Annotated in this window: 3 protein-coding genes; all 3 read right to left on the bottom strand. The window is 74.4% G+C overall.

The features are described from left to right. Positions 1-21: 21 nt before the first annotated feature. From ACWD3C_RS35695 to ACWD3C_RS35685, 3 genes are read right to left on the bottom strand one after another with little or no spacing between them, the layout of a single operon-like run. Positions 22-1131: a MupA/Atu3671 family FMN-dependent luciferase-like monooxygenase gene (locus ACWD3C_RS35695; RefSeq protein ID WP_451150577.1), complete on the bottom strand. Its 1110-nt coding sequence runs from the start codon at positions 1129-1131 to the stop codon at positions 22-24. Further along, entirely contained in the window at positions 1128-15932 is a 14805-nt protein-coding gene (locus ACWD3C_RS35690) for an SDR family NAD(P)-dependent oxidoreductase (protein WP_451150575.1), read from the bottom strand. Before ACWD3C_RS35690 ends, ACWD3C_RS35695 begins: the two co-directional genes overlap by 4 nt. Next, positions 15929-25537, bottom strand: a complete 9609-nt coding sequence (locus tag ACWD3C_RS35685) for an SDR family NAD(P)-dependent oxidoreductase (RefSeq protein WP_451150573.1) — start codon at positions 25535-25537, stop codon at positions 15929-15931. The genes ACWD3C_RS35690 and ACWD3C_RS35685 overlap by 4 nt, the downstream gene beginning before the upstream one ends. Between the last annotated feature and the right edge of the window lie 78 nt (positions 25538-25615).

Below are 25615 nucleotides of genomic sequence, written 5' to 3'. Positions count from 1 at the left end.
GGCACCGGACTGCTGCGGGCGTCACTTACGGGCGTAGTACCAGGACAGGGCGTCGTCCGGGGCCGGGGCGGCTGCTGCGGCGGTCGCCGGGGGAGCGGCGGGCGCGCAGCGTTCGCGCAGCTCGTTGAGGGCGGGCAGCATCCCCAGGACCGTGTCGAAGGGCACGCCGAAGTCGACCAGGCACGCGATCTCGCCGACTCCGATGTCGCTGAGCCGCTGGACCACCTTGGCGCACTTGTCGGGCGTACCGAGCAGCGACCGGCGCTGGTAGAAGTCCTCGGCCGCGATGTCGACGAGCGCCTTCTGCTCGGCGTCGCTCATGGCCGACGACTCGCCGTCCACGGCCGCGTCGTTGCGCTTCTGCGTGACGAAGGAGGAGAGGTAGCTGCGGACCGGGTCGTGCACGATCCGCTTCACCTCCGCCTCGTCGTCACCGACGAAGGTGTGCAGGCCCACCGTGACGATGCCGCCCGCCGGGTCCAGCCCGGCCTCGGCGCGGGCCCTCCGGTACGCGGCGACGTTCTCCTCCAGCCGCTCCCAACTGTCCAGCAGCGTCAGCACGTTGAGGCCCGATCGGCCGGCCTGGAGCCACGTCCGGGGGTTGGAGGTGTGCACGAGCCACAGCGGCAGCTCCGGCTGCTCGGGGCGCGGATACGTCCGTACGCTCAGGGTCTGCCCGTCCGGGCCGGGGAACTCGGCGTGCTCCCCGCGCCACAGCGCACGCAGCGTCTCGATGTGCCCGAAGGTGTACTCGCGGCGCGCGTCGTACAGATCGGGGTGAAAGACGAAGTCGCCCTTGTGCCAGCCGGTGGCCAGGCAGATGCCCACGCGGCCGCCGGACAGCTGGTCCACCAGGGCCCACTCCTCGGCGACACGCACCGGGTGGTGGTGCGGGAGCACGACGCTGCCGGCCCGCAGATGCAGGTTCTCGGTGGCGACGGCGAGCGCGGCGCTGAGCACGGACGGGTTGGGGAAGCTGCCGCCGAACTCCTGGAAGTGGCGCTCCGGGGTCCAGACCGCGCTGAAGCCCTTGTCGTCGATGTAGCGGGCGACGTCGAGGATGAACCGGTAGCGGTCGCCGAAGCCGTTGCGGTCGTTGGAGGAGAAGAAGTAGACGCTGAAGTCGGTCATGAGCGCGGTCCGTTCGGGGCGAGGGCGGGCAGGGTGCGGGTCACGACCCCGGCGATGGTGCGCAGGCTGTCCTCCAGGACGATCGTGAAGTGATCGGCGTCGAGGTCGTGGACGGTCACGTCGTCCCCGGCGAAGGTGCCGAGGCCGTTGGTGGTGTCGGAGTCGTCCCGGCCGATGGCGGGCATGCCGTACGGGTTCTCCGCGGCCGAGAAGCCGTTCGTGGCATGGAAGACGGTCGTCGGTACCGGGCGGGCGAACGGCCGGGCCGCGTAGTCGAGCAGCAGCTTGCCGTTGAGGTCGAGCAGCGCGAAGCGGGTGCGGATCAGCCGGTGCACCTCGTCCGCGGACAGCTCGGCCGGGGAGCCCTCGACCACATGCCGCGTGACGTGGTCGATCGCCTCGTCGGGGGTCATGCCGGTCAGCTCGTCGATGGTCAGGCTCGGCTCGGCCTTCCACAGCTGGGAGGCGGAGTTGCCGATCAGCATCAGCGTCACCGCGTCCTGGTTCTCCTCGGTGATCACCGAGCTGTCCACGCCGCTCCAGGCTCCGGTGCCCGGCAGCAGCGCGTCGACGAGGTAGAGGTGGGAGACCTCCGCGCCCGCCTCGACGAGCTGGCGTGCCATCTCGAAGGCGAGGATGCCGCCGAAGGAGGCGCCGCCGAGGACATACGGCCCCTCGGGGTGCTCCTCGCGGATCTCCGCCACATAGCGGGCCGCCATCGCCTCGATCGACTCGAACTCGGTGAACCGCAGGTCCGCGTCCAGCTGCTCCAGCCCGTACAGCGGGTGGTCCATGCCGAGGTAACGGGACAGGTAGATGCAGTAGCTGACGTCGCCGAAGAGGTGGTGCACCCAGAACGACGGCGTCTTGCCGCCGCTGCGGTTGATCGGGACGAGGAAGTGGCGCTCCTCGGCCGGCGCGGTGCGGATCTCCCGGTCGGTGATCTCCAGCGGCGCCGGGGACCGCCGGGCCGTCTTGGCACCGCGTGACGCCAGTTCGGCCGTGCCCGCGCGGGACACCGTGCCGCCGGGCGCGGACACCGGCTCCAGGAGCGACGGCGGCGGCACCAGCGCCCGGTCCCACGACGTGGCGTCCGGCGTGGCCAGCACCGACGTACGGCCCGCGAGCGCGAGCGGTCGTACGGCGGTGTCGCCCGCCGCACGGCGCAGCGCACCCCGCCAGTCGGCCGCGGCGGCGAGGCGCTCGGCGAGATCCGTGCCGCGCAGCGGGACGCCGGGCAGGGCAGAGAGCGCCGCCACGGCCGCGCGCAGCGCCGCCTCCCGGTCCTGCCGGGTGGCGTCCGTGGCGAGCGGGGCGCCCGACCACACCGCGGCGAACTCCTCGGCCACGGCACGGACATCGGCCGCCGCGTCCTCGGTGTGCGTGGCGTCCGGCTCCGGCGCGTCCAGCAGGACGAGCTGGGCCACCTCGTGGCCGGCGTCGGTCAGGACCCGGGCGGTCTCCACCGCGAGGCGGGCGGCGACGGAGTGCCCGGCCAGCCGGTACGGGCCCTGCGGCCGGTCGGCGAGGACAGCGCGGGCGCAGGCCTCGGCCAGCTCGGTGAGACCGTGGCCGTTGTTCGTGCCGCGCGGTGCCGCGGAGGTGAACTCCACACCGCGAAGCGGCCCTTCCGTGCCGAGCCAGGTGCGCAGATGCAGCAGCCAGGTCAGCTCGCCGGTGGCGCCGGGCAGGGCGTGCAGCGGGGTGCCCGGGCCGTCATCGCCGAAAGGGACGGTGACCGCCTCCGGCGTGGCCTGCCGCGCGGCGACCGGCTCGGCCGCCGCCACGGGGGCCGGGGCCTGCGCGGGCCGCCCGGAGCCGTTGCCGTCCGGGGAGACGCCGTACTCGTCGATCAGGTGCTGGACCAGGCTGTTGAGCGTCGTGCACTCGAAGATCGCCGCCATCGGGATGTGGTCCCCGAAGGCCGCCTGCAGCCGCTGCATGATGCGCAGCGCGGAGATCGAGTCGACGCCGTACGCGGCGAGGTCGCGCTCCGGGTCCACCGCGTCCGGGGCCAGACCGATGCCCTCGGCGAGCAGGACGCGCACTTCGGCGGCGAGACCGTCGCCGGAGGCGTCCCCGGCGGCCGGGCCCGCGGGCGCCGTGACGGCGGTGCCGTTGACCGCGGTGCCGTTGACCGGAGCCGTGTCCGGCACCGGCACGGGGATGGGCTGGACCGGGATGGCGGGTGCCGGGGGCCGCGGGGCGGCACCGTTCACCGCCGGGGTGCCGGTGGCGGCGAGCGGCGGAGCCGAGCGGGACACCGGGGGAGCGGGGGAGTTCGGGACGGGCACGGGGGCGGGGGTGACCGGTGCCGCCGTGGCCGCTTCCGGAGCCGCCGCCCGCGCCGGGGCGGGCACGGAGGGCACCGGAGGCAGCCAGTACCGTTCCCGGGCGAACGGGTAGGTCGGCAGGCCGGCCGTCCGGCGCAGGGGTGCACCGTCGTGCAGGGCCGTCCAGTCGAGGTCGGTGCCGCGCACCCACAGTGCCGCGGCCTTGCCGAGGTCGCCGCTCCTGGCGAGCTCCAGCACACGGGCGCGGTCGTCCTCGTCGAGCAGCCCGGCGGCCGTGCGGTCCGCCGCGGCCGGAGTGGTGTGCAGCGGGACATCCGTCCGCTCGCCGGAGGCGAACGCACGCAGCGCGTGGGCCAGTTCGGTGGCCGAGCCCGCCACCACGGCCAGTCGGCGCTCCAGCGAGGGCCGGCCGCTCTGCAGCGTACGGGCGAGGGACAGCGTGTCGACGGCTCCGGCGCCGCGGACGGCGGCACGGTCCAGGTGGTCGGCGAGCCGTGTCGCGTACTGCCGCAGCTGGTCGTCCGTACGCGCGCTGAGGACGAACAGCCGCGGTGCGGTGCCGGTCGCCGGGGACGGACGGGACTCGGTGAACTCCTCCACGACCACGTGCGCGTTGACCCCGCCGAAGCCGAACGAGCTCACCCCGGCCAGCCGCGGTGCCTCGGCTCCCGCCGCGGTGCGCGGACGGTCCCAGGGCCGGGCCGTGTCGACCAGGTGGAACGGGCTGCCCGCCAGGTCGAGCAGCGGATTGGGCCGCTGGACGTGCAGGGTCGGCGGCAGCATGCGGTTGCGGATCGCCAGCACGATCTTGATGAGTCCGGCGACGCCGGCCGCGGTCTCCAGATGGCCGACGTTGGTCTTCACACTGCCGAGTCCGATGAACTGACGCCTGTCGTCCTCCACTCCGAGCTCGCGGAACGCCCGCGTGAGACCGTTCAGCTCCACCGGGTCGCCCAGGGCGGTGCCCGTGCCGTGCGCCTCGACGTACCCGACGAGCGACGCGTCGGTCCCGCCCCGCCGGTGCGCCGCGGTGATGACGGCCGCCTGCGACTCGGAGTTGGGCGCGGTCAGCGACGCGGCCCGCCCGCCGTGGTTGACGGCGGTGCCGCGCACCAGCGCGTATACCGTGTCGCCGTCGCGCAGCGCCGCGGACAGCGGCTTGAGCAGTACGGCGCCGACGCCCTCGCCGCGCACATAGCCGTCCGCCCGGTGGTCGAAGGTCTTGCAGCGGCCGTCCGTGGCGAGCATGCCCGACTTGCCGAACGCCAGGTAACCGGTCGGCGTCAGCGTCAGATTGACGCCGCCCGCGATCGCCGCCGAGCACTCGCCGTCCTGGAGGGAGCGCACCGCGCGGTGCACGGCGACCAGGCTGGACGAGCACGCGGTGTCCACCGGCTCGCTCGGGCCGCGCAGGTCCAGCAGGAACGAGACCCGGTTGGCCAGCACGCTGTGCGCGTTGCCGGTGGCCAGCTGGCCGTCGATCTCGACACCGGACTGCAGGAGCAGCGTCGCGTACTCGGTGGAGCCGCACCCGACGAACACCCCGGTGTCGGTGCCCGCCAGGGCGGCCGGGTCGTGACCGGCGTCCTCGATGGTCCGCCACACCGTCTGCAGGAACAGCCGGTGCTGCGGGTCCATCAGCTTCGCCTCGCGCGGCGAGATCCGGAAGAACGCCGGGTCGAACAGGTCCGCGTCCGCGAGGAAGCCGCCCCAGCGCGAGGGCACCTTCTCCGGATCGGCCGCCGGATCACCGTAGATCTCCCGCCAGTCGAAACGCTCGCCGGGAATCTCGGTGACCAGGTCGCGGCCCGCGAGCAGGTTCGTCCAGTACGTCTCCAGGTCGGGCGAGCCCGGGAAGGCCCCCGCCATGCCGACGATGGCGACGGGCTCGTTGCCGTCGGCCGGGACGGGTGCCGGGACGGGTGCCTGGGTGGTGGTAGGGGCTTGGACGGTGGTGGGGGCTTGGGTGGCGGGGGCTTGGTCGGTGGTGAGGGCGTGGGCGGCGGGGGCGGGCCGGGTGGCCGTCGTGGGTGCGGTCTGCCGCGCCAGGGAGTCCACCAGGGCGGCGACGTTCCGGAACCCGTACATGTCGGCCGGGTTGAGGTCGGTGCTCAGCGTGGCGTTGACGCGGTCGGCCAGGTCGACGACCGTGACCGAGTCGAAGCCGAAGTCGCTGAGGTGTTCGTCCAGTCCGATGTCGTCGGGCCGCACCCCCAGCACGGCGGCCACCGCGTCCACCACGGTCGCGCGTATGCGCTCGACGTCCGCGGGTGCGGGCCGGCCGATGGTCTCTGACACGTCGATCTCCTCCAGGTCTGAGGGCTGCCGGGGCTGAGGTCCGGGCACGGGGTCGGGACGGGTATCGGGTACGAAGTCGGGGCGGGTATCGGGTGCGGGTTCGGGACCGGTATCGGGTACGGGACCGGTATCGGGTACGGGAGTTGCGTGGGGCTCGGCGTCGCCGGTGAGCGGGGGTGCGGCTGTGCCGGCCCTCGTCTGCGCGGGCAGCCGGTGTGCCGTGCGTGCGAAGGGGTAGCCCGGGAGCGACACGATCAGTCCGTCCGTGATCCCCAACGCCGTCTCCGCGTCGGTGAGTCGAGCTCCGCGGGTCCAGGCCGCGCCCGCTTCCGCCAGGGCGGCGGCATCGGCGGCGGGCGGGACGGCGTGGGCGACGGGGTCCGGGCCCGTGGCGGCGCGGGCGGTGCGGATGCGGTCCGACGGCTCGCCCGCCAGATGCCGGTCCAGGAGGGACACCAGGTCCGGCACGTCGTGCGCGACGACGGCCAGCCGCTGCGCGAGGGGCTCGCGTCCGGCGGCCAGGGTCCGCGCCACGTCCGCCAGGGGCGGCGCGGTGTCACCGAGCGCCGCCAGGTGGTTCCGCAACCGTGTCGCGTGGGCGTTCAGTTGCTCGTCACGGCGGGCCGACAGCAGTACCAGCCGGGGTCCGTCCTGCGGATTCCCCGTCCGCGTCGGCACGGGCGGGCCGGCCACCACCGCGTGGGCGTTGGCACCGCCGGCGCCGAACGAGCTGACCGTGGCGATCCGCCGTGCCGCCGGGACGCCGCCCGGCCACGGGGCGTGCTCGCGTACGAGGCGGAGCACACCGTCGTCGAACTCGGCGAGCGGCTCGGCGCAGTCCAGCGTGGCGGCCAGCTCGCCGTGGTGCAGCTGGAGCAGGACCTTGGCCAGCTGGGCCATGCCGGACGCCGCCTCCAGGTGCCCGAGCGACGGCTTGACCGACCCGACGGCCGTGCCGTGTCCGCCGAACACCCGGGCCAGCGCCGCGGCCTCCACCGGGTCGGCCAGGGGCGAACCGGTGGCCTGTGCCTCGACGTACTGCACCGCGCCGGGGGTGACGCCGGCCCGTGTCAGGGCCCGGCGGATCAGCTCCTCCTGGGCCCCGGAACTGGGCGTGACCATGCTGTCGGTCGCGCCGTTCGCGTTGACCGCGGAGCCGAGCACCAGCCCGTGCACGCGGTCGCCGTCGCGCAGCGCCGCGGACAGCGGCTTGAGGACGACGGCACCCACACCCTCACCGGGCACCATGCCGTCGGCGTCCCGCGCGAACGAACGGCTGCGCCCGTCCGGCGAGAGCATCTTCATCGCCGACAGCTCGCTGTGGTGCGACGGCTCCAGGATGAGATTGACCCCGCCGGCCACGGCCGCGCCGCAGTCGCCGCGCCGGATCGCCTCACAGGCCAGGTGCAGCGCCGTCAGGGCGGACGAGCACGCGGTGTCCACGGCCAGGCTCGGACCGGTGAACCCGAAGGTGTGCGAGGTCCGGTTCGCGGCCGACCAGTGCGAGGAGTGGGCGAGCGCCTCGGTTCCGGCGCCCCGCCGCTCGGCGGCCAGCACCTGGTACGGGCTGTGCATCAGGCCGACGAAGACCCCGACCCCGCTGCCGTTCGTGGCACGGGCCGAGCGCTCCAGCGCGTCGCGCGTCGCACCGGCGTCCTCCAGAGCGGTCCACACGGCCTCCAGGAACAGCCGCTCCTGAGGGTCGGTGCGCTCGGCGTCACGCGGCGACATGCGGAAGACCAGCGGGTCGAAGGCCTCCACGTCGGAGAGGAACGCGCCCCAACGGCCCGCGCCGACCGCGCCCTCCGGGTCCCAGCGCTCTTCGGGCACCTCGGTGACGGCACGCCGCCCCTCGCGCAGGTGCTCCCACAGGGCGTCGAACGTCTCCGCCCTCGGGAACCGGCCCGAGACGCCGACGATCGCGACGGGCTCGTCGTGAGCCGCCGGAGCCACGGTGGCCGCCCGTACCGGCTCGGCTGCCTCGATGGGCTCGGCTGCCTCGATGGGCTCGGCCACCTCGATGGGCTCGGCCGCCTCGATGGGCCCGGTCTCTGCGACAGGCCCGGTCTCCTCGACGGGCCCGGTCTCTTCGACACGCGTCGTTCCTTCGACACGCGAGGTTTCTTCGGCGGACTCCGGCTCCGCGGCGTGCTCGGCCTCTTCGGTGGGCATGGCCGCTCCTTCGGCAACAGAGCCTTGCCGCACGCCGGTTGCCGGACGGCGCCTGGTCGGCACGGTCGGTGTATCGCGGTCGACGAGGCGGGCGAGGGGCTCGGCCGGGTCGGCCAGGAGAGCCTCGACGACACCGTTCAGCGAGGTCGACTCGTAGGGCACGGTGCGCGGAATGGGGCCGAGGTCGGCCTCGATCCGGTCGATCACCTCCATGCTGACCAGCGAGTCCGTGCCGTAGGACGCCAGTGGTGCGTCCGGGTCCAGCTCGCCCTCGTCTAGCTTGAGCACGTCGGCGAAGATCCGGGCCAGGTAGGCCGTGGCGACCTCGGTCAGCGCGGGGGCGGCCGCCGTTTCCGCCACACCGGCGAAGCGGGCGAACGGCCCGGCAGCGGTGGCCAGCAGCGCCTCGGCCACACCGCTGAGCGACGTCGACTCGAACGGGACGTCACGCGGTGCCGTCCCCAGGTCGGCCTCGATCCGGTCGGCCACCTCCATGCCGACGAGCGAGTCCGTGCCGTAGGACGCCAGTGGCGCGTCCGGGTCCAGCTCGCCCTCGTCCAGCTTGAGCACGTCGGCGAAGACCCGGGTGAGATACGCGGTCGCGGCCCGCGTGAGGTCCTGAGCCCGCGTGAGGTCCTGAGCCCGCGTGAGGTCCTGAACCGGTGTGAGGTCCTGAACCGGTGTGAGGTCCTGAACCGGTGTGAGGTCCTGAACCGGTGTGACGTCCTGAACCGGTGTGACGGGCGAAGGGCCGTGCGCCGTCGGCTCGGCCGACGGTGTGGTCCGTGCGGGCTCCTCCAGCGGCCGCGTCCCGGGCACCGGCCAGCAGTCGCGTTCGGCCAGCAGGACGTGCTGCCCCGCCGCCGCGTCGTCCGGCCCGGCCGCTCCGACCACGCGCACTCCGCGTACCCCGGCGTCCAGCAGCACGGACCGCCAGGTGCCGGGTGTCAGCAGCGGCGAGTGCGGCTGGCGCAGCTCGCCGTCGTCGTACGCCCACCAGCCCTCGGTGAGGCCGAAGATCATGGTCACGGCGTCCAGGACGCGCGTGCCCTCGTTGATCAGCAGCAGCCCGCCGGGCCGCAGCAGGCGTGCCGCGGCGCGTACGTTGTGGCGCACGTCCGGCGTGGCGTGCAGCACGTTCGCCGCGAGGACCACGTCGTACGAGCCCTCGGTGAAGCCCTGCCCGGCGGGGTCCCGCGCGATGTCGAGGACCGAGAAGCTGGCCTGCGGGTACGGCTCGGAGAACCGTTCGCGTGCCTTGCGGACGAGGCCGGGGGACAGGTCCGTGAAGGCGTAGTCGAAGCGGTCGCCGAACCGCTGGAGCGCGTCGAGGACGGGCCGGCTGGTGCCGCCCGTGCCCGCACCGATCTCCAGCAGCCGGAGCCGCTCCGCACCCTCCTCGAAACGCTGCCCCGAGTAGGCGGCGACGGCCGCCGCGCACACGGCGTTGAAGTGTTCCGAGCGCGGATCGTCGTGGTACAGCGGCGCCACCTTGTGGTCGCTGCCGCCGGGGAAGAGCACCGACAGACCGTTGCGGCGGCCGCGCAGCACGTCCGGCAGCACCTCCGTGCACTCGCGGAGCAGGTCGGCGAGTGCGGTGGCGTGCGGATACGTGGTGGTCAGCGCCTCGTGCATCGCCGTGGCGGCGGCCGGGTCCGGTGTCTCTGGTTCGCCGGCGGGCACGGTCAGCGTGCCGTCCGCGTTCCCGGCGATGTGGCCGCCGCGCCCGAGTGCGAACAGCGCGGCGTCCAGCAGCCGTTCCCGCGCGGGCAGGACGCCGAGGCGCCGGGCGAGGTCGTCACGGGTCACGGTGGTGCCGGGTGCGGGCCATGCGCCGTGGCTCAGGAACGCGTCGCGCAGCAGGACCCGCGCGTAGGGCTCCAGGGTGTCGAAGAAGGCCGCGCCGGTGAGCCCGGCGTCGTCGGCGGTTCGCTCGCGGGCCGCCGACTCGGCGAACCGGACCGCCTCGGACGTCCGTCGGTCCGTCGCCCGTGGACGTACGGCCGGCTCGTCACCACAGTTCGCGAGCCGCACGGGAGCCACCTGCACGGCGGGCCCGGCGAGCACGCGGAGGAAGGCGTCCAGCCCCGCCGCGTCGCTGATGGGCTCGACGCCGAGCCGGGCGGTCACCCGCGTGCGGTAGTCGTCGGTGGCGACCGAGCCGCTCTCGCCCCACAGACCCCAGTTGAGGACCTTCACCGGTCGGCGCAGCCGGGTGGCGAGGAATCGCCCGTAGGCGTCCTGGAGTGTGGACGCGGCCGAGTAGTTGGCCTGGCCCGCGTTGCCGTTGTGCGAGATGGCGGAGGAGAACACGGCGAAGAAGTCCAGCGGTTCGTCCGCGAGGACGCGCTGCAGCACTACGGTTCCGTGCGCCTTCGGGCCGAGCGACGAGCGCAGGGTCTCCTCGTCCATCCGGGACAGAGTGCGGTCGTTGAGGACGAACGCCGAGTGCACGACACCGTCGACGCCGCCCCAGTCCCGGCGCATCCGTGCCACGGCGGAGCGCAGCGCGGCCTCGTCGGTGACGTCGGCGGAGGCGTACGCGACCTGTTGCGGGAGCGAGGACAGCAACGCGCCTACCTCGTCGGGAAGTTGGTCCGGTGCCCGGCGGCCGAGGAGCAGCACACGGGCGCCGTGGACGCGGGCCAGGTGCTCACCGACGACCGTGCCGAGGCCGCCCGCGCCCCCGGTGATCAGGTAGCGGCCGCCCGTGCGCACCGGCAGCTGTGTGTCGGCGTACGGCAGCTCGATCCGCTCCAGACCGAGGGTGTGGCGAACCCCGCCGGCCAGCGCCACCGGGTGGGCCGGGCGGGCGGCGGGCTCGGCGGCCAGCTGCCCGAGCAGCGTGGTCCAGTCGCCGAGTCGCGCACAGCGCAGCAGATCGTCGCGGGCGACGTCGGCGCAGCTGAGGGAGAGGAAGCCGAGTTCACGTGACGCGGAGGCGACGAGCCCCGGCAGGCCGCCGGCGAAGGGGTTGCGGGCGGCGACGGCCTCGTCGGTCTGCTGCACCCCGGACGTCACCACGTGCACGCGTACCCCGCCCCGGGCGCGCCGCGCGTCGAGGGCCTTGAGCAGATGGAACAGCGCGACGGGGCCCTCGTCGAGCGCCGACGCGAGCTGGTCGAGATCGTCGGCCGAGTACAGGCGCTCCTCGACCCCGCCCAGGAACCAGACGGTGCCGGGGTTCCCGGCCTCCTCCAGGACCCGGCCGAAGCCTTCGGCGGAGAGCGCGATGTCCTCCACCGGGGCGAGCCGGACCGTGCGTCCCGCCGCGCGGTGGTACTCGGTCAGGGCGGCGCCCAGGCCGTGGTCGTGCCCGGTGCCGAGGACGAGCACCGGACGGCCGTCGTCCGTCTCGGCGGAGCGCTCCAAGGGAGCCCGGTGCCACACCGGACGGTACAGCGGCACGCCCTCCTCCTCCCCGGACCGGGCGGCGGATTCCCCGGACCGCACGGCGGGCCGGGCGATGCGCAGCCCTTCGAAGCGGACCAGCACGGTTCCGTCGGCGGCGGCCAGCGTCACGTTCGCCCGTGCGCTGCCGCGTTCGCCGTCGAGCGCGACCAGCTCCGCGTGGGCGTAACGGGCCTCCAGGGCCGTCCCGTCGACGGTGACGCGGGACACCGACGCGGGCAGCGCGGTGCGGGCGTCGTCCTCGGGCAGCACCCCTTGAACGGCGTGCAGCGCGCTGTCCGTCATCGCGGCCTCGACCGCCCATTCGGGGGCGTCCGTGTCCGGCGGGGCCAGCTCGGCCAGGGCTTCGCCATCTCCGCGGTGCAGCGCCACGAGCCCCCGGAACAGCGGTCCGTAGCGCAGCCCGGCCGCGTCCGCCCTGCCGTACACGTCCGCGGCGTCGGTGCGCCGCGGGCAGCGGGCGCGTACGGCGTCGACGTCGACGCGGTCCCGCGACCGCCCGGTACCCGCGGTCAGCCTGCCGGTGGAGTGCACGGTGCCGGTCGCGGCGTTCCGCACCTCGTACGCCGATCCGTCCGCGCCGAACTCGACGGCCACGTCGAGCGCGTCGCCCTCGACCTCCAGCGGCACGCGCCAGCGGACGTCCTCGAACTCCACCGGAGTACGGGGGAGCCGGGCCGCGGCGCGGGCCAGGCCGAGCTGGACGACGCCGGCGACCACCGCGCGGCCCTCCACCAGATGGTCGGCGACCACGGTGTCGGTGCGACGGAGCACGGACGGGGCCGGTCGCCCGGCGGCGCTGTCGACGGGCTCGTCGACGGCCTCGTCCATGGGCTTGCCCACGGGCTCGTCGACGAGGTCGACCCAGTACCGCCTGCCCCCGAAGGGATACGACGGCAGAGGCACCGGAACGGGGCGAGGACCGTCGCGGAACGCGTCCTGCCAGGGGACACGGGCTCCGGACACCCACGCGTCGGCGAGCTCCCGCCAGCGGCCCGCTGCCAGCGACTCCCGTACGTCGACGGCCGGTTCGGACCGGTCCGCGCGGCCGACGCGCACCTCGGCCGGGGCCCGGCCACCGAGGTGGGCACGCAGCGACGCGCACGCTCCGGCCGCGGACGTGGCGACGACCGCGAGGCGGTGGTCCCACTCGTCCCGGCCGGTCAGGAGGGTGAAGGCGATGTCGCGCACCGAGCGGTCGCCGTCACGGGCGAGGTCGTCGGCCAGCCGCTCCGCGACCTGGCGCAGCTGCTCGGGGGTGCGGGCCGACAGGCCCACCACGTACGGGCGGCCGTCGTCCGTGGACGCCTCGGGCCGGGGCCACTCCTCCAGCACCACATGGCCGTTGGCACCGCCGGCTCCGAAGGAGCTGACCGCGGCGCGGCGCGGCACACCGTCCGCCGTCCGCCACGGCTCGGCGGTCCGCTGCGGGCGGAAGGGTGTGGCGTCCAGGTTCAGCTTGGGATTGACCGGCTCGCTGTGCAGCGTCGGCACCAGGGTGCGGTGGGCGAACTGCAGCACGACCTTGGTGATGCCGCACACCCCGGCCGCCGCCTCCAGGTGGCCCAGGTTGGACTTCACCGAGCCGATCGCGCAGAAGCCGGTGCCGTCCGTGTTTTCGGTGTATTCGGCGAACGCCCGCTTCAGGCCCTCGACCTCGACCGGATCGCCCAGCGCCGTGCCCGTTCCGTGCGCCTCCACATAGGTCACCGTGCGCGCGTCCACACGGGCGGCACGCAGGGCGTCGGCGACGACGGCGCCCTGAGCACGCGGCGTCGGCACCGTGTAGCCGTTGCTGCGGCCGCCGTGGTTGACGGCCGTACCGCGGATCACGGCGTGGATCCGGTCGCCGTCGGCGATCGCGTCGGACAGCCGCTTCAGGACCAGCGCGCCCGCGCCCTCACCGGGCACGAAGCCGTCGCCGCCCGCGCCGAAGGCGCGGCAGCGGCCGTCGGAGGCGAGCAGCCGCATGTCGGTGAGCGTCGCGTACTTGATGGGGTGGATGTTGACGTTGACCCCGCCCGCGATCGCCGCCTTCGTCTCGCCCGAGAGCAGGCTGCGGCAGGCCAGGTGCAGCGCGGTCAGCGAGCCGGAGCACGCGGTGTCCAGCACCATGCTGGGGCCGTGCACGTCCAGGACGTAGCTGAGCCGGTTGGCGATCGAGTAGTCCATGGAGTGCGCGAACACCTTGTTGCCGCGGCCCCACTGCTCCGCGCCGACGAGCCCGTACTGGGAGCCCGTCACACCGACGAACACGCCGACGGCGTGCGTGTCGCCGGTACGGGTCGTCTCGTGCAGCCTGCTCCGCGAGTACCCGGCGTGCTCCAGCGCGGACCAGGCGACCTCCAGGAAGATCCGCTCATTGGGGTCGAGCTTGGCGGCCTCGCCGGGCGAGATGGCGAAGAACAGCGGGTCGAAGCGTGCCACGTCGTCGAGGAAGCCGCCCCAGCGGCCGGTGATGGCGCCGGGGGTGCCGCGCTCGGCGGCGAGGTGACGGCCGTTGTCCCAGCGGTCCGCGGGGACCTCGCCGATCAGGTCGGCCCCTGCGGCCAGCGACTCCCAGAACCGGGTGAGGTCCGCGCCGCCCGGATAGCGGCCGCCGATGCCCACGATCGCGACCGCCTGGTCGTGGGGCAGCCCGCCGTCGAGCTCGGCGGCGGAACCCCGCGGCGCGTCGCGGCCCGCACGGGTGGCGGCCGTGGCCGGCCGGGGCCCGGAACGAGGCGCCTCGGGCGCCGGGGCCCGGTCGACGCCGAGCACCGCGCGGAGCGCGTCCGCACGCTGCTCGGCGAGGTGGCGGGCGAGCTCGCCGACGGTCCGGTACTCGAACAGCAGGGTGACGGGCAGGTCGCCGAGACGGTCCTCCAGGGTGGCGGTGAGCTTCTTGATGAGGATGGAGTCGACGCCGAACGTGGAGAACTCCTGATCCGCGCGGAGCCGTCCCGCCGGCAGCTTGGCGGTCTCGGTGACGAGCTGGAGCAGGTACGCCTCCGCGGCGGCCACCAGGTCCCGGTCCTCGCCCGGCTCGTCCGCCGGGGCGCTCGCCGCGGCTCCTTCGCCGGAGGCGGACTCGTCGGCGGATTCGTCGGCGGAGAATCCGGGGGCGGACTCCTCGGCGGACAGCTTCGTCATCCAGGCGTGGACGCGCTCCGCCCGCCCGAAGACCACCAGCTTCTCCGGCTCCCCGGACGTGATCGCGTCCGAGAGCGCCCGCAGGCCCACCTCGGTGGGCATGGCGAGCATGCCCTGCAGCTCCTCCAGCACCGAACGGTTCTCGGCGGAGATCTCCATGCCGCCCTCCGCCCACAGGGGCCAGGCCACGGCCACCGAGGCGCCGTGCCGGGACCCCGCCGTGACGCGCCGCGCCCGGGTGGCCGCGAACGCGCCCAGCGCCCGGTTGGCGGCCGCGTAGTCGGCCTGGCCCGCGGCCCCGAAGTAGGCCGACGTGGAGGAGAACAGCGCGAAGAAGTCGAGCCGCAGATTGGAGGTGACCCGGTCCAGGTGCGCCGCGCCGTCGAGCTTCACCGACAGGACCCGCCGGGCCGAGTCGACGTCCTTGTTGACCAGATAGGCGTCCTCGTTCAGACCGGCCGAGTGCAGCACACCGTCCAGGCCGCCGAATTCGCGCCGCGCGACGGTGACCGCCTCCAGTGCGTCCTCGTAACGGGTGATGTCCCCGCGTACGTACACGATCCGGGCCCCGGTCCCCTCCAGGCGGCGGAACTCGGCCCGCTGCTCCTCACCCGGCTCGGAACGGCCGGTGAGCACCAGCCGGGCGCGGTGGTCGCGCGCCAGCAGCGCCGCGAGCCGCAGTCCGATGCCCTTGCCGCCGCCGGTGATCAGATAGCGGCCGCCGTCACGGAACGCCGGGGCCGTGCCGGTGCGAGGTGCCGAGGCCCGCAGGACGCGCACCTCGCGGCCCGCCGTGCCGTGCCGCACCTCGGCCAGGCCCGGCCGCACCGCGGACAGCTCGGCGAGTGCCACCTGGAAGGGCTGCTCGGCCCATGCGGGCACCTCGTCCACCTGCACCGAGACCGCCCGAAGCCGTCGGTCCTCGGCGCCCGCGACCTGCGCGAACGCACCCAGGGCCGCGGTCAGTTCGGAACGTGCCCGGCCGGTGACCAGGAACGCGACGGGAATCGGCCCCGTATCGCGGTCGGCGATGAGCGCGCGCAGCACCGGAAGCACGAGCTCCACGGCCCGCTCCGGGCGTGTGGCGCCGGCCGGCAGATCGAAGACCAGGCCGCGCGGGCTCGCTCCCCTCTCGCGCAACTCGTGGAGATACGCGGTCCAGGACGCGGTGTCCGTCCGCACATCCCGTCCGGCCCGCGCGACCCTCACCCCGGTGGGCGTCGCCCAGGCACGGCCGTTGTCCGCGCCGTCGACGACCAGCAGCACATCGCGGGCGGCGACGGCGGCGCGACCGGCCGGCCGGGCGTCGGCCGGTTCCCAGAGGGGGAGGTAGGAGACGAGCTCCCCGGCTCGCTCACCCGTCGTGTTCCGATCGGCCGGAGCGGTGGATCCCTGGCTCCGGGCGAGGAGCCGGGCGGCCGCGGCCGGGTCGAGCTTGCCCTGACGGACCCGCTCCAGCACCAGGCGGCGGACGGTTTCGGTGTTCTGTGTCATCGTTCCATCCCGTCGTTCCGGACCAGACGAAGGTCCACGTCGTCAACGGTCAGTTCGCCCCTGCTCAGCGCGTCGAGCATGGAGATCAGCTCCTCGGTGCCGCCGTCCGGCGCCGCGGCCGGGCCGGGGGTGCCGTCGGCGGTGCCGTCCGCGGCCACCGCCCAGAAGCGGTCCCGCGCGAACGGGTAACCGGGCAGGCCCACGCGCCGGGCACCGGGCCCGGCGAGGCGCGCCAGGGCGTCCGCGCCGGCCCGGCCCTCCGCCCACTGGCGGCCGAGGGCGCGCGGGTCGTCCGTGGGTGCGGCAGCCGCTCCGGTGCCCCGGTCGCGGCCGGTGAACAGGTCGTCGACGGTGCCTCCGGAGACATACGCGCGCAGCGCCGCGACGAACTCCGGCAGCTCCGCGGCGACCACGGCCAGCCGCCACTCCATCGCGTCGCGCCCGACGCGCAGGGTGTGCGCCACCTCGGCCGCGGTGACCGTCCGGTCGCCGTCGAGGTGGTCGGCCAGGGTGCCGGCGGCCTCCTTGAGCCGGTCCTCGCCGCGTGCGGAGAGCACGAACAGCTCGGGCCGTCCCGCGCCGGAGGCGGTCGCGGCGCGCGGGGCGTGGCCCGGGTACTCCTCCAGGATCACGTGCGCGTTGGAGCCGCCGAACCCCATGGAACTCACGGCGGCCCGGCGCGGCAGCGCCCCGCCCTGTCCGTCCACCGGCGCCGGCCAGTCCCGGCGGCGGTCGGCGACACGGAACGGGCTGCCGTCGAGGTCCAGCAGAGGGTTGGCCTCACGGAAGTTGATGTTCGGCGGGATCACCCCGTACCGCAGCGCGAGGACCGCCTTGACGACGCCGGCGAGACCGGCCGCGGCCTCCAGATGCCCCATGTTGGACTTGATGGAGCCCACCGCGCACCACGCCTCGACCCGGTCGTCCTCCGCGATTCCGGCACGCTCGGCGAACGCCTTGCGCAGACCGCGCAGTTCGATCGGGTCACCGACCTCGGTGCCGGTGCCGTGCGCCTCGACGTAGCCGATGGTGCGCGGGTCGGTGCCGGAGCGTCGCAGCACCTGGGAGATCAGCGCGGCCTGCGCGGCCGGATTGGGAACCGGCAGTGACTGGGCCCGGCCGCCGTGGTTGACACCGCTGCCGCGCACCAGGGCGTGCACCGTGTCGCCGTCGGCCAGCGCGCGCGACAGGGGCTTGAGGTAGAGCGCGATGACACCCTCGCCGCGGCTGAAGCCGTTCGCCGACCGGTCGAAGGCGTGGCACCTGCCGTCGGGGGACAGGGCGCCCATCTGGCCCAGGGCCACATACATGTTGGGGTGCAGCAGGAGGTGCACCCCGCCCGCGACGGCCGTGGAGCACTCGCCCTCCTCGATGGCCCGCACGGCACGGTGCAGGGCGGTCAGCGAACTGGAGCAGGCCGTGTCCACGGCCTCGCTCGGGCCGTGCACACCGAGTTCGAAGGAGATCCGGTTCGCGAGCACCGTCTTGGCGTTGCCGTTGACGGCGTACGGCTCGCGATAGCGGCCGGCCTCCGCGAGGTGTGCCGTGTAGTCGTGCGAGGTGGCACCGATGAAGACACCGGTGTCGCCGCCGTGCAGGGACGACGGGGCATGCCCGGAGTCCTCGACCGCGTGCCAGGCCGTCTGCAGCATCAGCCGCTGCTGGGGGTCCATCACCTCGGCCTCGCGCCCGGAGATCCCGAAGAACTCCGCGTCGAACTCGGTGACGCCGTCGACGAAGGCACCCCACTTGCTGTTGGTCTTCCCCTCCTCGCGGTGCGGGTCGCCGAACAGCGGCCGCCAGTCCCAGCGGTCGGCCGGGATCTCGGTGATGTGGTCGGTGCCCGCCAGCAGGCTGCGCCACAGCTCGCCCGTCGTGCGGGCGCCGGGCATCCGGACCGCCATCCCGACGATGGCCACCGGGTCGCCCTGCGGGGTGGCGGGAGCCTCGGGTGCCGGTGCTGGTGCTGGTGCTGGTGCCGGAAGGGGCGCGGTCTCCTCGGGGGAAGCCGGCGCGGGCGCGGGCACGGGCACGGGCGGCGGTACGGCGGCGGGCGCGGCCTCGCGGGCGATGCGGGCGCACACCTCCGGTGCCCGGGCCCGGAGCTCCTGGGCGAGTACGGCGACGGTGCCCGCCTCGTACAGCAGGACCTTGGGCAGCTTGCCGAAGTCGATCTCCAGCTCTCGCACCAGCTGAATGGCGCCCAGAGAGTCGACGCCGATCTCGGCGAAGGACGCGCCCTCGTCCACGCTCTCGGCCGGAACGGAGAGGAAGGAGGCGACGATCTCCCGCAGGTGCGCCCGTACGGCCGCGTCCGCGTCGACCGGGGTGTCCGGTACGGCGGTTTCCACGGCGACGGGGGACGGGGACGCCTGAGCGCGCGGAACGGGGTTCGCGGTCACCGTGCCCCCGTCCCCGGATGCCGTGACGGCGTCGTCGGCACGGGCCACGATCACGCACTGGTCGTCCTCGTCCGGTACGCCGTTGTCGTGGGCCCACACCCAGCTGGCGTCGAACCGCGCCTGCCCGAGCACCTCCTGCCAGCGTGCCGGTGCCAGCAGCGGGGCGCCGGGAAGCCGCTCGCTGTCCTTGCACGTCCACCAGCTCGGGATCATCGCGAACAGCAGGAACTGGTAGTCGATGTTCGAGGTGATCTCGTTCAGCAGGAGCAGACCGCCGTCGGTGAGGAGCCGTCGCAGGTGCGCCGTCGACACGGTGATGTCCTCCGTCGCGTGCACCACGTTGGACGCGATGAGCAGGTCGTACGCCCCCGCTTCCAAACCCTGCTCCGCCGGGTCGTGCTCCACGTTGAGCGGAGTGAACACCATGGGCAGACCCGTGTCCGCGAACTTCCGCCTCGCCTGGCGGAAGTAGGAGGCGGAGATGTCGGTGAACGTGTACTCCACCTGGGCGCCGTACGGCCTGAGCCGCGCCAGCACCGGACCGGTGGTGCCGCCGGTGCCCGCGCCCACTTCGAGGATCCGCACGGGGCGGCCGGGGCGCTGTGCCAGACGTTCGCGGACACAGCACTCGGCGAGGTGCGCCACCATCGCGTTGTAGTGGTCGGCGATGGGATTGCCCGTGTAGACGCGGCTGAGCAGTTCGTCGATCTCCCCGCCGAAGTAGAGCTCCAGCGCGGACGTACGCCCGGTCACGACATCGGGGATGTGCGGGATCACGGCCTGGGCGAGCGCCACGAGGTCCGAGACTTCCGGGCAGTCCGCGGCCAGGTCGGCGAACTCCCGCTGGATCAGGGCCCGTTCGGCAACCGCGTCGGGCAGCGGCCGCGGTACGAGGTCCACCACGTCGGCGAGCCGGCTCACGAACCGCCCGTACGGTTCCACGGCGGGCAGTCCGCCGAGCACGTCGGCGCCCGATACCTGTCCGGTGATGCCCAGGTGCTCGCGCACGGACAGCGCGGCGAGCCGGGAGCCGATCGCACCGAGCCGCTCCAGACCGCGCCGGACACCGGTCGCGTCGTACGCCGATGACTCCATGAAGGCTCCGGCACCGGCGAGAGCGGCCGCGGCCGGGCCCGATGCTCTGTCGGCGACGGAGGCAGCGGCAGAGGCGGGAGCCGGGGCGGTGGGAGAGGCGGCAGCGGGGGCGGTGGCAGGAGCGGCGGCAGGGGCGGCAGCTGCGGTGGTGGGAGAGGCGGCAGCTGGGGCGGTGGCAGAGGCGATGGCAGGGACGGTGGCAGGAGGCGCGTGCTCGGCGGTCGGCGCGGGCTCGGCGGTCGGCTCGGCCTCGCGGAGCCAGTAGTGCTCCCCGGCGAAGGGGCGACCGGGCAGGTTCAGCCTGGGCGCGTCGGCGCCGCCGTTGTCCGGCGCCCAGTCGACGGCTGTGCCGGCCGCCCACCGGCGCGCGGACGCCACCGCCGCCGCGTCCGAGCCGGGCACCGCCCGGACCGTGCCCGCCTCGACGGTGCCGGCCAGCAACGTGTCCAGCTCGGCGGCGAGTTCACCGCACGTGGCGGCCACGACGGCGATCCGGGCGGGCAGTGCCTCACGGCCGTGCTGCAAGGTCGCGGCCACCGCCACGAGGTCCTGCTCCGAGGAGAGCGGGGCGCGCTGGCGGCGCAGTACCTCGGCCAGCTGCTCGGCCGTGGCGGCGGAGAACGGCACGACCAGACTGCGGCCGCCGCTCCCTGCCGTACGCGCCCGCGGCGGGGCCTCCTCCAGGACGACGTGCGCGTTGGCGCCGCCGAACCCGAAGGAGCTCACCCCGGCCCGGCGCGGTGCGTCCGGCCGCGACGGCAACTCGGCGGTCGTGGCGGCAAGCGTCAACCGGCCGTCGTCCAGGCCCAGGTACGGGTTGGCTGTGCGGAAGCCGGGCATCCCCGGGACGACGCCGTTCTCCAGCGACAGGACCGCCTTGACGACGCCGACCACGCCCGCGGCGCCCTCGGCGTGGCCCAGGTGCGCCTTGGCCGTGGCGACCACGACGGGCGGTGCGTCGGCCGGACGGCCGGCCAGGGCACCGCGCAGCCCGTCGATCTCGATGGGGTCGCCGAGCCTGGTGCCCGTGCCGTGCGCCTCCAGCAGACCCATGGTGTGCACGGACACGCCGGCGTCGCGCCAGGCCCGCTCGATGAGTTCGGTCTGGCGCTGCGGGCTGGGCGCGGTCACCGCGCCCGCGTGACCGCCGTGTCCGACCGCGACCCCCTTGATGACGGCGCGGACCGGGTCCCCGTCGGCGAGTGCCGCCCGCAGCGGCTTGAGCAGGACCGCGGCGACCGCCTCGGCCGGCACGTACCCGTCGGCGCGCTCGTCGAAGGCATGGCAGCGACCGCTGGGCGACAGCGCCCCGGTGCCGGACAACGACAGGTAGTGGCGCGGGCTGAGCATCAGGTTGCTGCCCGCCGCGAAGGCCATCGAGCATTCGCCGCGGCGCAGCGACTCCACCGCCAGCTGCAGCGCGTGCAGGGACGAGGAGCAGGCCGTGTCGACGGTCAGGCTCGGCCCCGACAGGTCGAAGTGGTGGGAGGGCCGGTTGGCGGCCATCGTGGTGGCGATGCCCGTCGCGTCGTACGGGCCGGACCTGCGGCCCCGGGCGATCATCTCGCCCTCGTAGTCGCGGAAGCACTCGCCGACGAAGACACCCGTGTCGCTGCCGCGCAGCCGGGGCAGCACGGCCGCGTCCTCCGCCGTCTCGTACAACACCTCCAGCAGGAGCCGCAGTTGCGGGTCCATCGCCTCCGCCTCGGCACGCGGAATCCCGAAGAAGGCCGCGTCGAACCGGCTCACGTCGTCGACGAAGCCACCGGCCGGGCACTCCGTCGTCCCGGCGGCGCCGTCCGCGTCGAGATGACGGGCGTGGTCCCAGCGGTCGGCCGGCACATCGCGCACGAGATCACGCCCGGCGACCAGCGCCTCCCACAGTTCCCGCGCGTTCGTGGCGCCCGGGAAGCGGCCGGCGAGACCGATGACGGCGATGTCGCGGTCGGCCGGACCGGAGTCGGCAGGGCCGGACTCCGGGCTTCGCCCGGCCGCCGAAGAAGCCGCGGTACGAAGCGCCGCCGTGCGCGGCGCGGGCGTCGCCGTGGTGCCGACGGTGGCTTCGGGTGTTTCAGGTGCTTCAGCTGCTTCGGGTGCTTCGTCGGACGCCACGGAAACGGGCGCCACGGAAACGGACGCCGTGCCGCCCTTGAACGACGCGTACCAGGCACGCACCGCCTCACCGTTCTCCTTGGCGAGATGCGCCGCCAGCTCGGGGACGCGGGTGCGGCGGAAGAAAATGGTCGGCACGATCTCGATGCCCAGCTGCTCGCCCAGCCGCTTGCCGAGGGCGATCACATCGACCGAGCTGAGCCCCAGCTCCATGAAGGTCCAGGTGAGCAACTCCTCGGACAGCCCCGCCGTGTGCGGCAGCAGCCCGGTCACGGTCTCGGCGATCATCGCCTCCAGTTCGGCGACCGTCTCGGCGTCGCTCACGGCGGGCCCGGCCGCGGGGAGCCGGTGGTCCACCGCCGTCCGCACCCGCTCCGGCCAGATCACCGCCAGCAGCCGCTCGACCTTGGCCCGGTCGCCCTCGAAGACCGCCAGCTGCGGCCCGTCGTGGGCCAGCCCCGCCTCCAGCGCGGCGAGACCGTGAGCCGTCGTCAGCGGCACCAGCCCGGTGCTCTCCAGCACCTGCTTCTCCACCGCCGGGTTGATGCGCATGCCGCCCTCGTCCCACAGCGGCCAGTTGACGGAGACGCTGCGCCCGTGGCGCTCGCCGCGCGCGACGAGGTCCTCGCGCCACGCCGTGAAGGAGTCCATGTAGGCGTTGGCGGCGGTGTAGTCGGTGGTGCCGATGGAACCGAGGACGGCGGAGGTGGAGGAGAACAGCACCAGATAGTCCAGCGGCCGGCCTGCGGTCGCCAGGTCCAGGTTGCGGGCGCCGTCGAACTTGGGCGCGAGGACCCGGCGTACGGAGTCCGGCTTCTTGTTGATCAGCAGGCCGTCCTCGACCACGCCGGCCGTGTGGATGACGCCGGTGACCGAGCCGAACCGCTCCTCGGCGGTGGCCACCAGCCTCTGTACGTCGGCGAGCCGAGTCACATCGGCCTGGATGTACGCGGCCCTGGAGCCGAGCGCGGCGAGCTCCGCCAGGAACTCCCGCTGCTTCTCCCCCTCGGACGAGCGGCCGAAGAGCACGATGTCCGGCCGGGCGGCGCGCGCCATGCGCCGGGCCACGTGCCGGGCGATGCCGCCGGTACCGCCGCTGATCAGATACGTACCTCCCGGGCGGGCCAGCGGCGTGCCGGAGGGCAGCGGGGCCGCCGGGGCGAAGCCGCGCACCTCGCGGACCCCTGCCGCGGTGTGACGGACCTCCAGGTCGCCCGGCGACGCGGCCTCCGCGAGCAGCACCTCGGCGGCCCGCGCGGGATCGCTCTGCGGGGCGGCGAACCGGATCGTGCTCAGCGGCAGCTTGGGCTGTTCCAGACGCAGACCCCGGGCCAGGCCGCCCACCGAGGCGTCCGGCGGGCACTCGACGGGCGAGTGGTAGGCGTGCACCACGGGCAGGGCCGTGCGACGGCCGACGGCCCAGGCCTGGCACAGCGCGTACACCGACAGCAGACCGGTGGGCCGCTCCGGCGGACCGGCCGGGTCGGAGCCGTCCAGGTGCCACAGGTGCAGGATCGCGTTCGGCACCCGGCCTTCCCGCTCCAGGGCCTTGCGCAGCTCCTTGTGGTCCGTCGCGGAGTCGGGGGCGACGGTGAAGTGGTCGGCGGACAGCCGGGCGAAGCCGCTGCCCGGCGTGACCAGCACCGCCCCCGCCCCGGTCCGGGCGCGGATCGCCGTCGGGCGCGCCTCGGACGTGTCGAGCACCAGCACGGGCCCGCCGCCGAGCTCCACGCCGGGCCGCGGTGCCTCGCGCGCCGCCCAGGCGGGCTCGTACAGCATCACCTGCCGCAGATCGGCCAGCGGAACGGTGCCCGTGCCGGGCGCGGTCCGGGCGGACTCGGGCCGCGCGGGCACCCCGGCAGGGCCCACGCGGCCCGCCTCCTGCGCGGGCGCGGGGGTGATCCAGTGCCGCTCGCCGGCGAACGGGTAGGCGGGCAGCGCGATACGGCGCCCGCCGGGGACCGCGTCGAGCGTGCCGACGATGCCGGTGGCCCAGTCCTCGGCCGTGGCCTCCGGGGCGGCGGACGGCCGCGTCACGGACGCCGGAGCGGACCGGCGCGCGGTGGCGCGGAAGTGGGGCACCGCGACGGTGCGCCCGGCCACGAAGTCCTCCAGCGCGTCCACGAGTCCGGCGGTGGAGGAGACGACGAGCGCGAGCCGTTCCCCGAGGTGCCGGCGTCCCACGGCGAGGGTGTGCGCCACATCGGCGAGCCGCGTGGCCGGCCGGGCGCGCAGCGCCTCGGCGAGATCGCCCGCGCGCCGTGTCAGCTGCTCGCCCGTGCGGGCCGACAGCGCCACGACCTGGCGGGCCGGTGATTCCTGAGCGTCGGACGGGGGCTGCGGGGACACGTACTCCTCCAGGACGACATGGGCGTTGGCGCCGCCGAAGCCGAAGGCGCTGACCGCCGCGCGCAGCGGAGCGGGGCGCCCGGTGGCCGGATCGGTGACCGGCGTCCACGGCTCCTCGCCGCGCGGAAGCCGGAACGGCGAGGCGGCGAAGTCGATGGCGGGGTTGGGGCGTTCGGCGTGCGGTACCGGCACGAGGGTCCGGTGGCGCAGGCACAGCAGGATCTTGGTGAGCGAGGCGAGCCCCGCGGCCGCCTCGGTGTGGCCGATGTTCGCCTTCACCGAGCCGATCGCACAGAATCCGCGCGTGTCCGTGTCCTTGCGGAACGTCCGGGTGAGCGCGTCGACCTCCAGCTGGTCGCCCAGCGCGGTCGCCGCGCCATGGGCCTCCAGCAGGGTCACCGTCGAGGCCGGGACACCGGCCCGCGCCAGGGCCTCCTCGACCACCCGGCTCTGGGCGTCCGGGCTGGTGATCGTGTAGCCGGGGGTACGCCCGGTGTGGTTCACGGCCGAGCCGCGGACGACGGCCAGGATCCGGTCGCCGTCCGCCTCCGCGTCGGCCAGCGGGCGCACGATCAGCGCGCCCACGCCGTCCGCCGGCACATAGCCGGAGGCACCGTCCCCGAACGGCCGGCTCGTGCCGTCCTTCGACAGCAGGCCGTTGGCCGCCGACCGCACGTATTTGTACGGGTGCAGGGACAGGCTCGCACCGCCCACCAGCGCCGCACGGCACTCCCCGCGGCGTATCGACTCGCAGGCCTGGTGCAGCGCCGTCAGCGAGGAGGAACAGGCGGTGTCGACCAGCACACTGGGGCCGCCGAAGTCGAAGGCGTGGCTGACCCGGTTGGGGATGCCGCCGAGCCAGCTCAGCGCCACGTCGGCGCCGCCGTCCCGCACGCTCTCCAGCCCGTGCAGGTGGTAGTCCGCCCACATGGACCCGGCGAAGACGCCGACCGGGCCACGGGCCGCCGCCGTCAGGGACTCCGGTGTGTACCCGGCGTCCTCCAGCGCCGACCAGGCGACCTCCAGGAACTGCCGCTCGTGCGGGTCCATCAGCTTCGCCTGCCGCGGCGGGATGTTGAAGAACAGCGAGTCGAAGCGGTCCACGTCCTCGATGAAGCCGCCGCGCTTGAGATACGTCCGTCCGGGCGTCCCCGGCTCCGGCGCGTACCACGCGTCCGCCTCCCACCGCCCGGCCGGGACGTCGCCGAGGCAGTCCCGTCCGGTGCGCAGCACCTCCCAGAACTCGTCGAGATCACGGGCGCCCGGGTAACGGCCGGCCACGCCGACGATCGCCATGGGGGCGTCGGCAGGTGGAGCTGACGGCTCGGGTTCGGATACGACGACCGGGTCGGCCGGGGCCACAGGGGTGGCCGTCGTGGGGGGTTGGATGCCTTCGTCGGTGAGGTGGTTGACGAGTTGGGTGATGGTGGGGTGTTCGAAGAGGAGGGTGGGGTAGAGCTCGGTGTTCAGGGTGGTTTCGAGTTTTCCGGCGATGTTGAGGAGGTCGACGGAGGTGAGGCCGAGTTCGTCGTAGAAGCCTTGGTCGGGGTGGATGTCGGTGGTGGGTTTGCCGGTCTGTTCGGTGATGAGCTGGGTGACGAGTGCCGTCAGGTCCTGGCCGGGGGCGGGCGGGTCGGCCGGGGCCACAGGGGTGGCCGTCGTGGGGGGTTGGATGCCTTCGTCGGTGAGGTGGTTGACGAGTTGGGTGATGGTGGGGTGTTCGAA

Source organism: Streptomyces sp. NPDC002845, from assembly GCF_053591955.1.
Note: the sequence above shows the minus strand (reverse complement) of the source record. Positions and strands in the feature narration are given on the sequence as shown.

What these genes read in the sequence shown, in the direction of transcription:
- ACWD3C_RS35690 (WP_451150575.1), bottom strand. Translation starts at nt 15,932, where the DNA reads ATGACACAGAACACCGAAACCGTCCGCCGCCTGGTGCTGGAGCGGGTC.
- ACWD3C_RS35695 (WP_451150577.1), bottom strand. Translation starts at nt 1,131, where the DNA reads ATGACCGACTTCAGCGTCTACTTCTTCTCCTCCAACGACCGCAACGGC.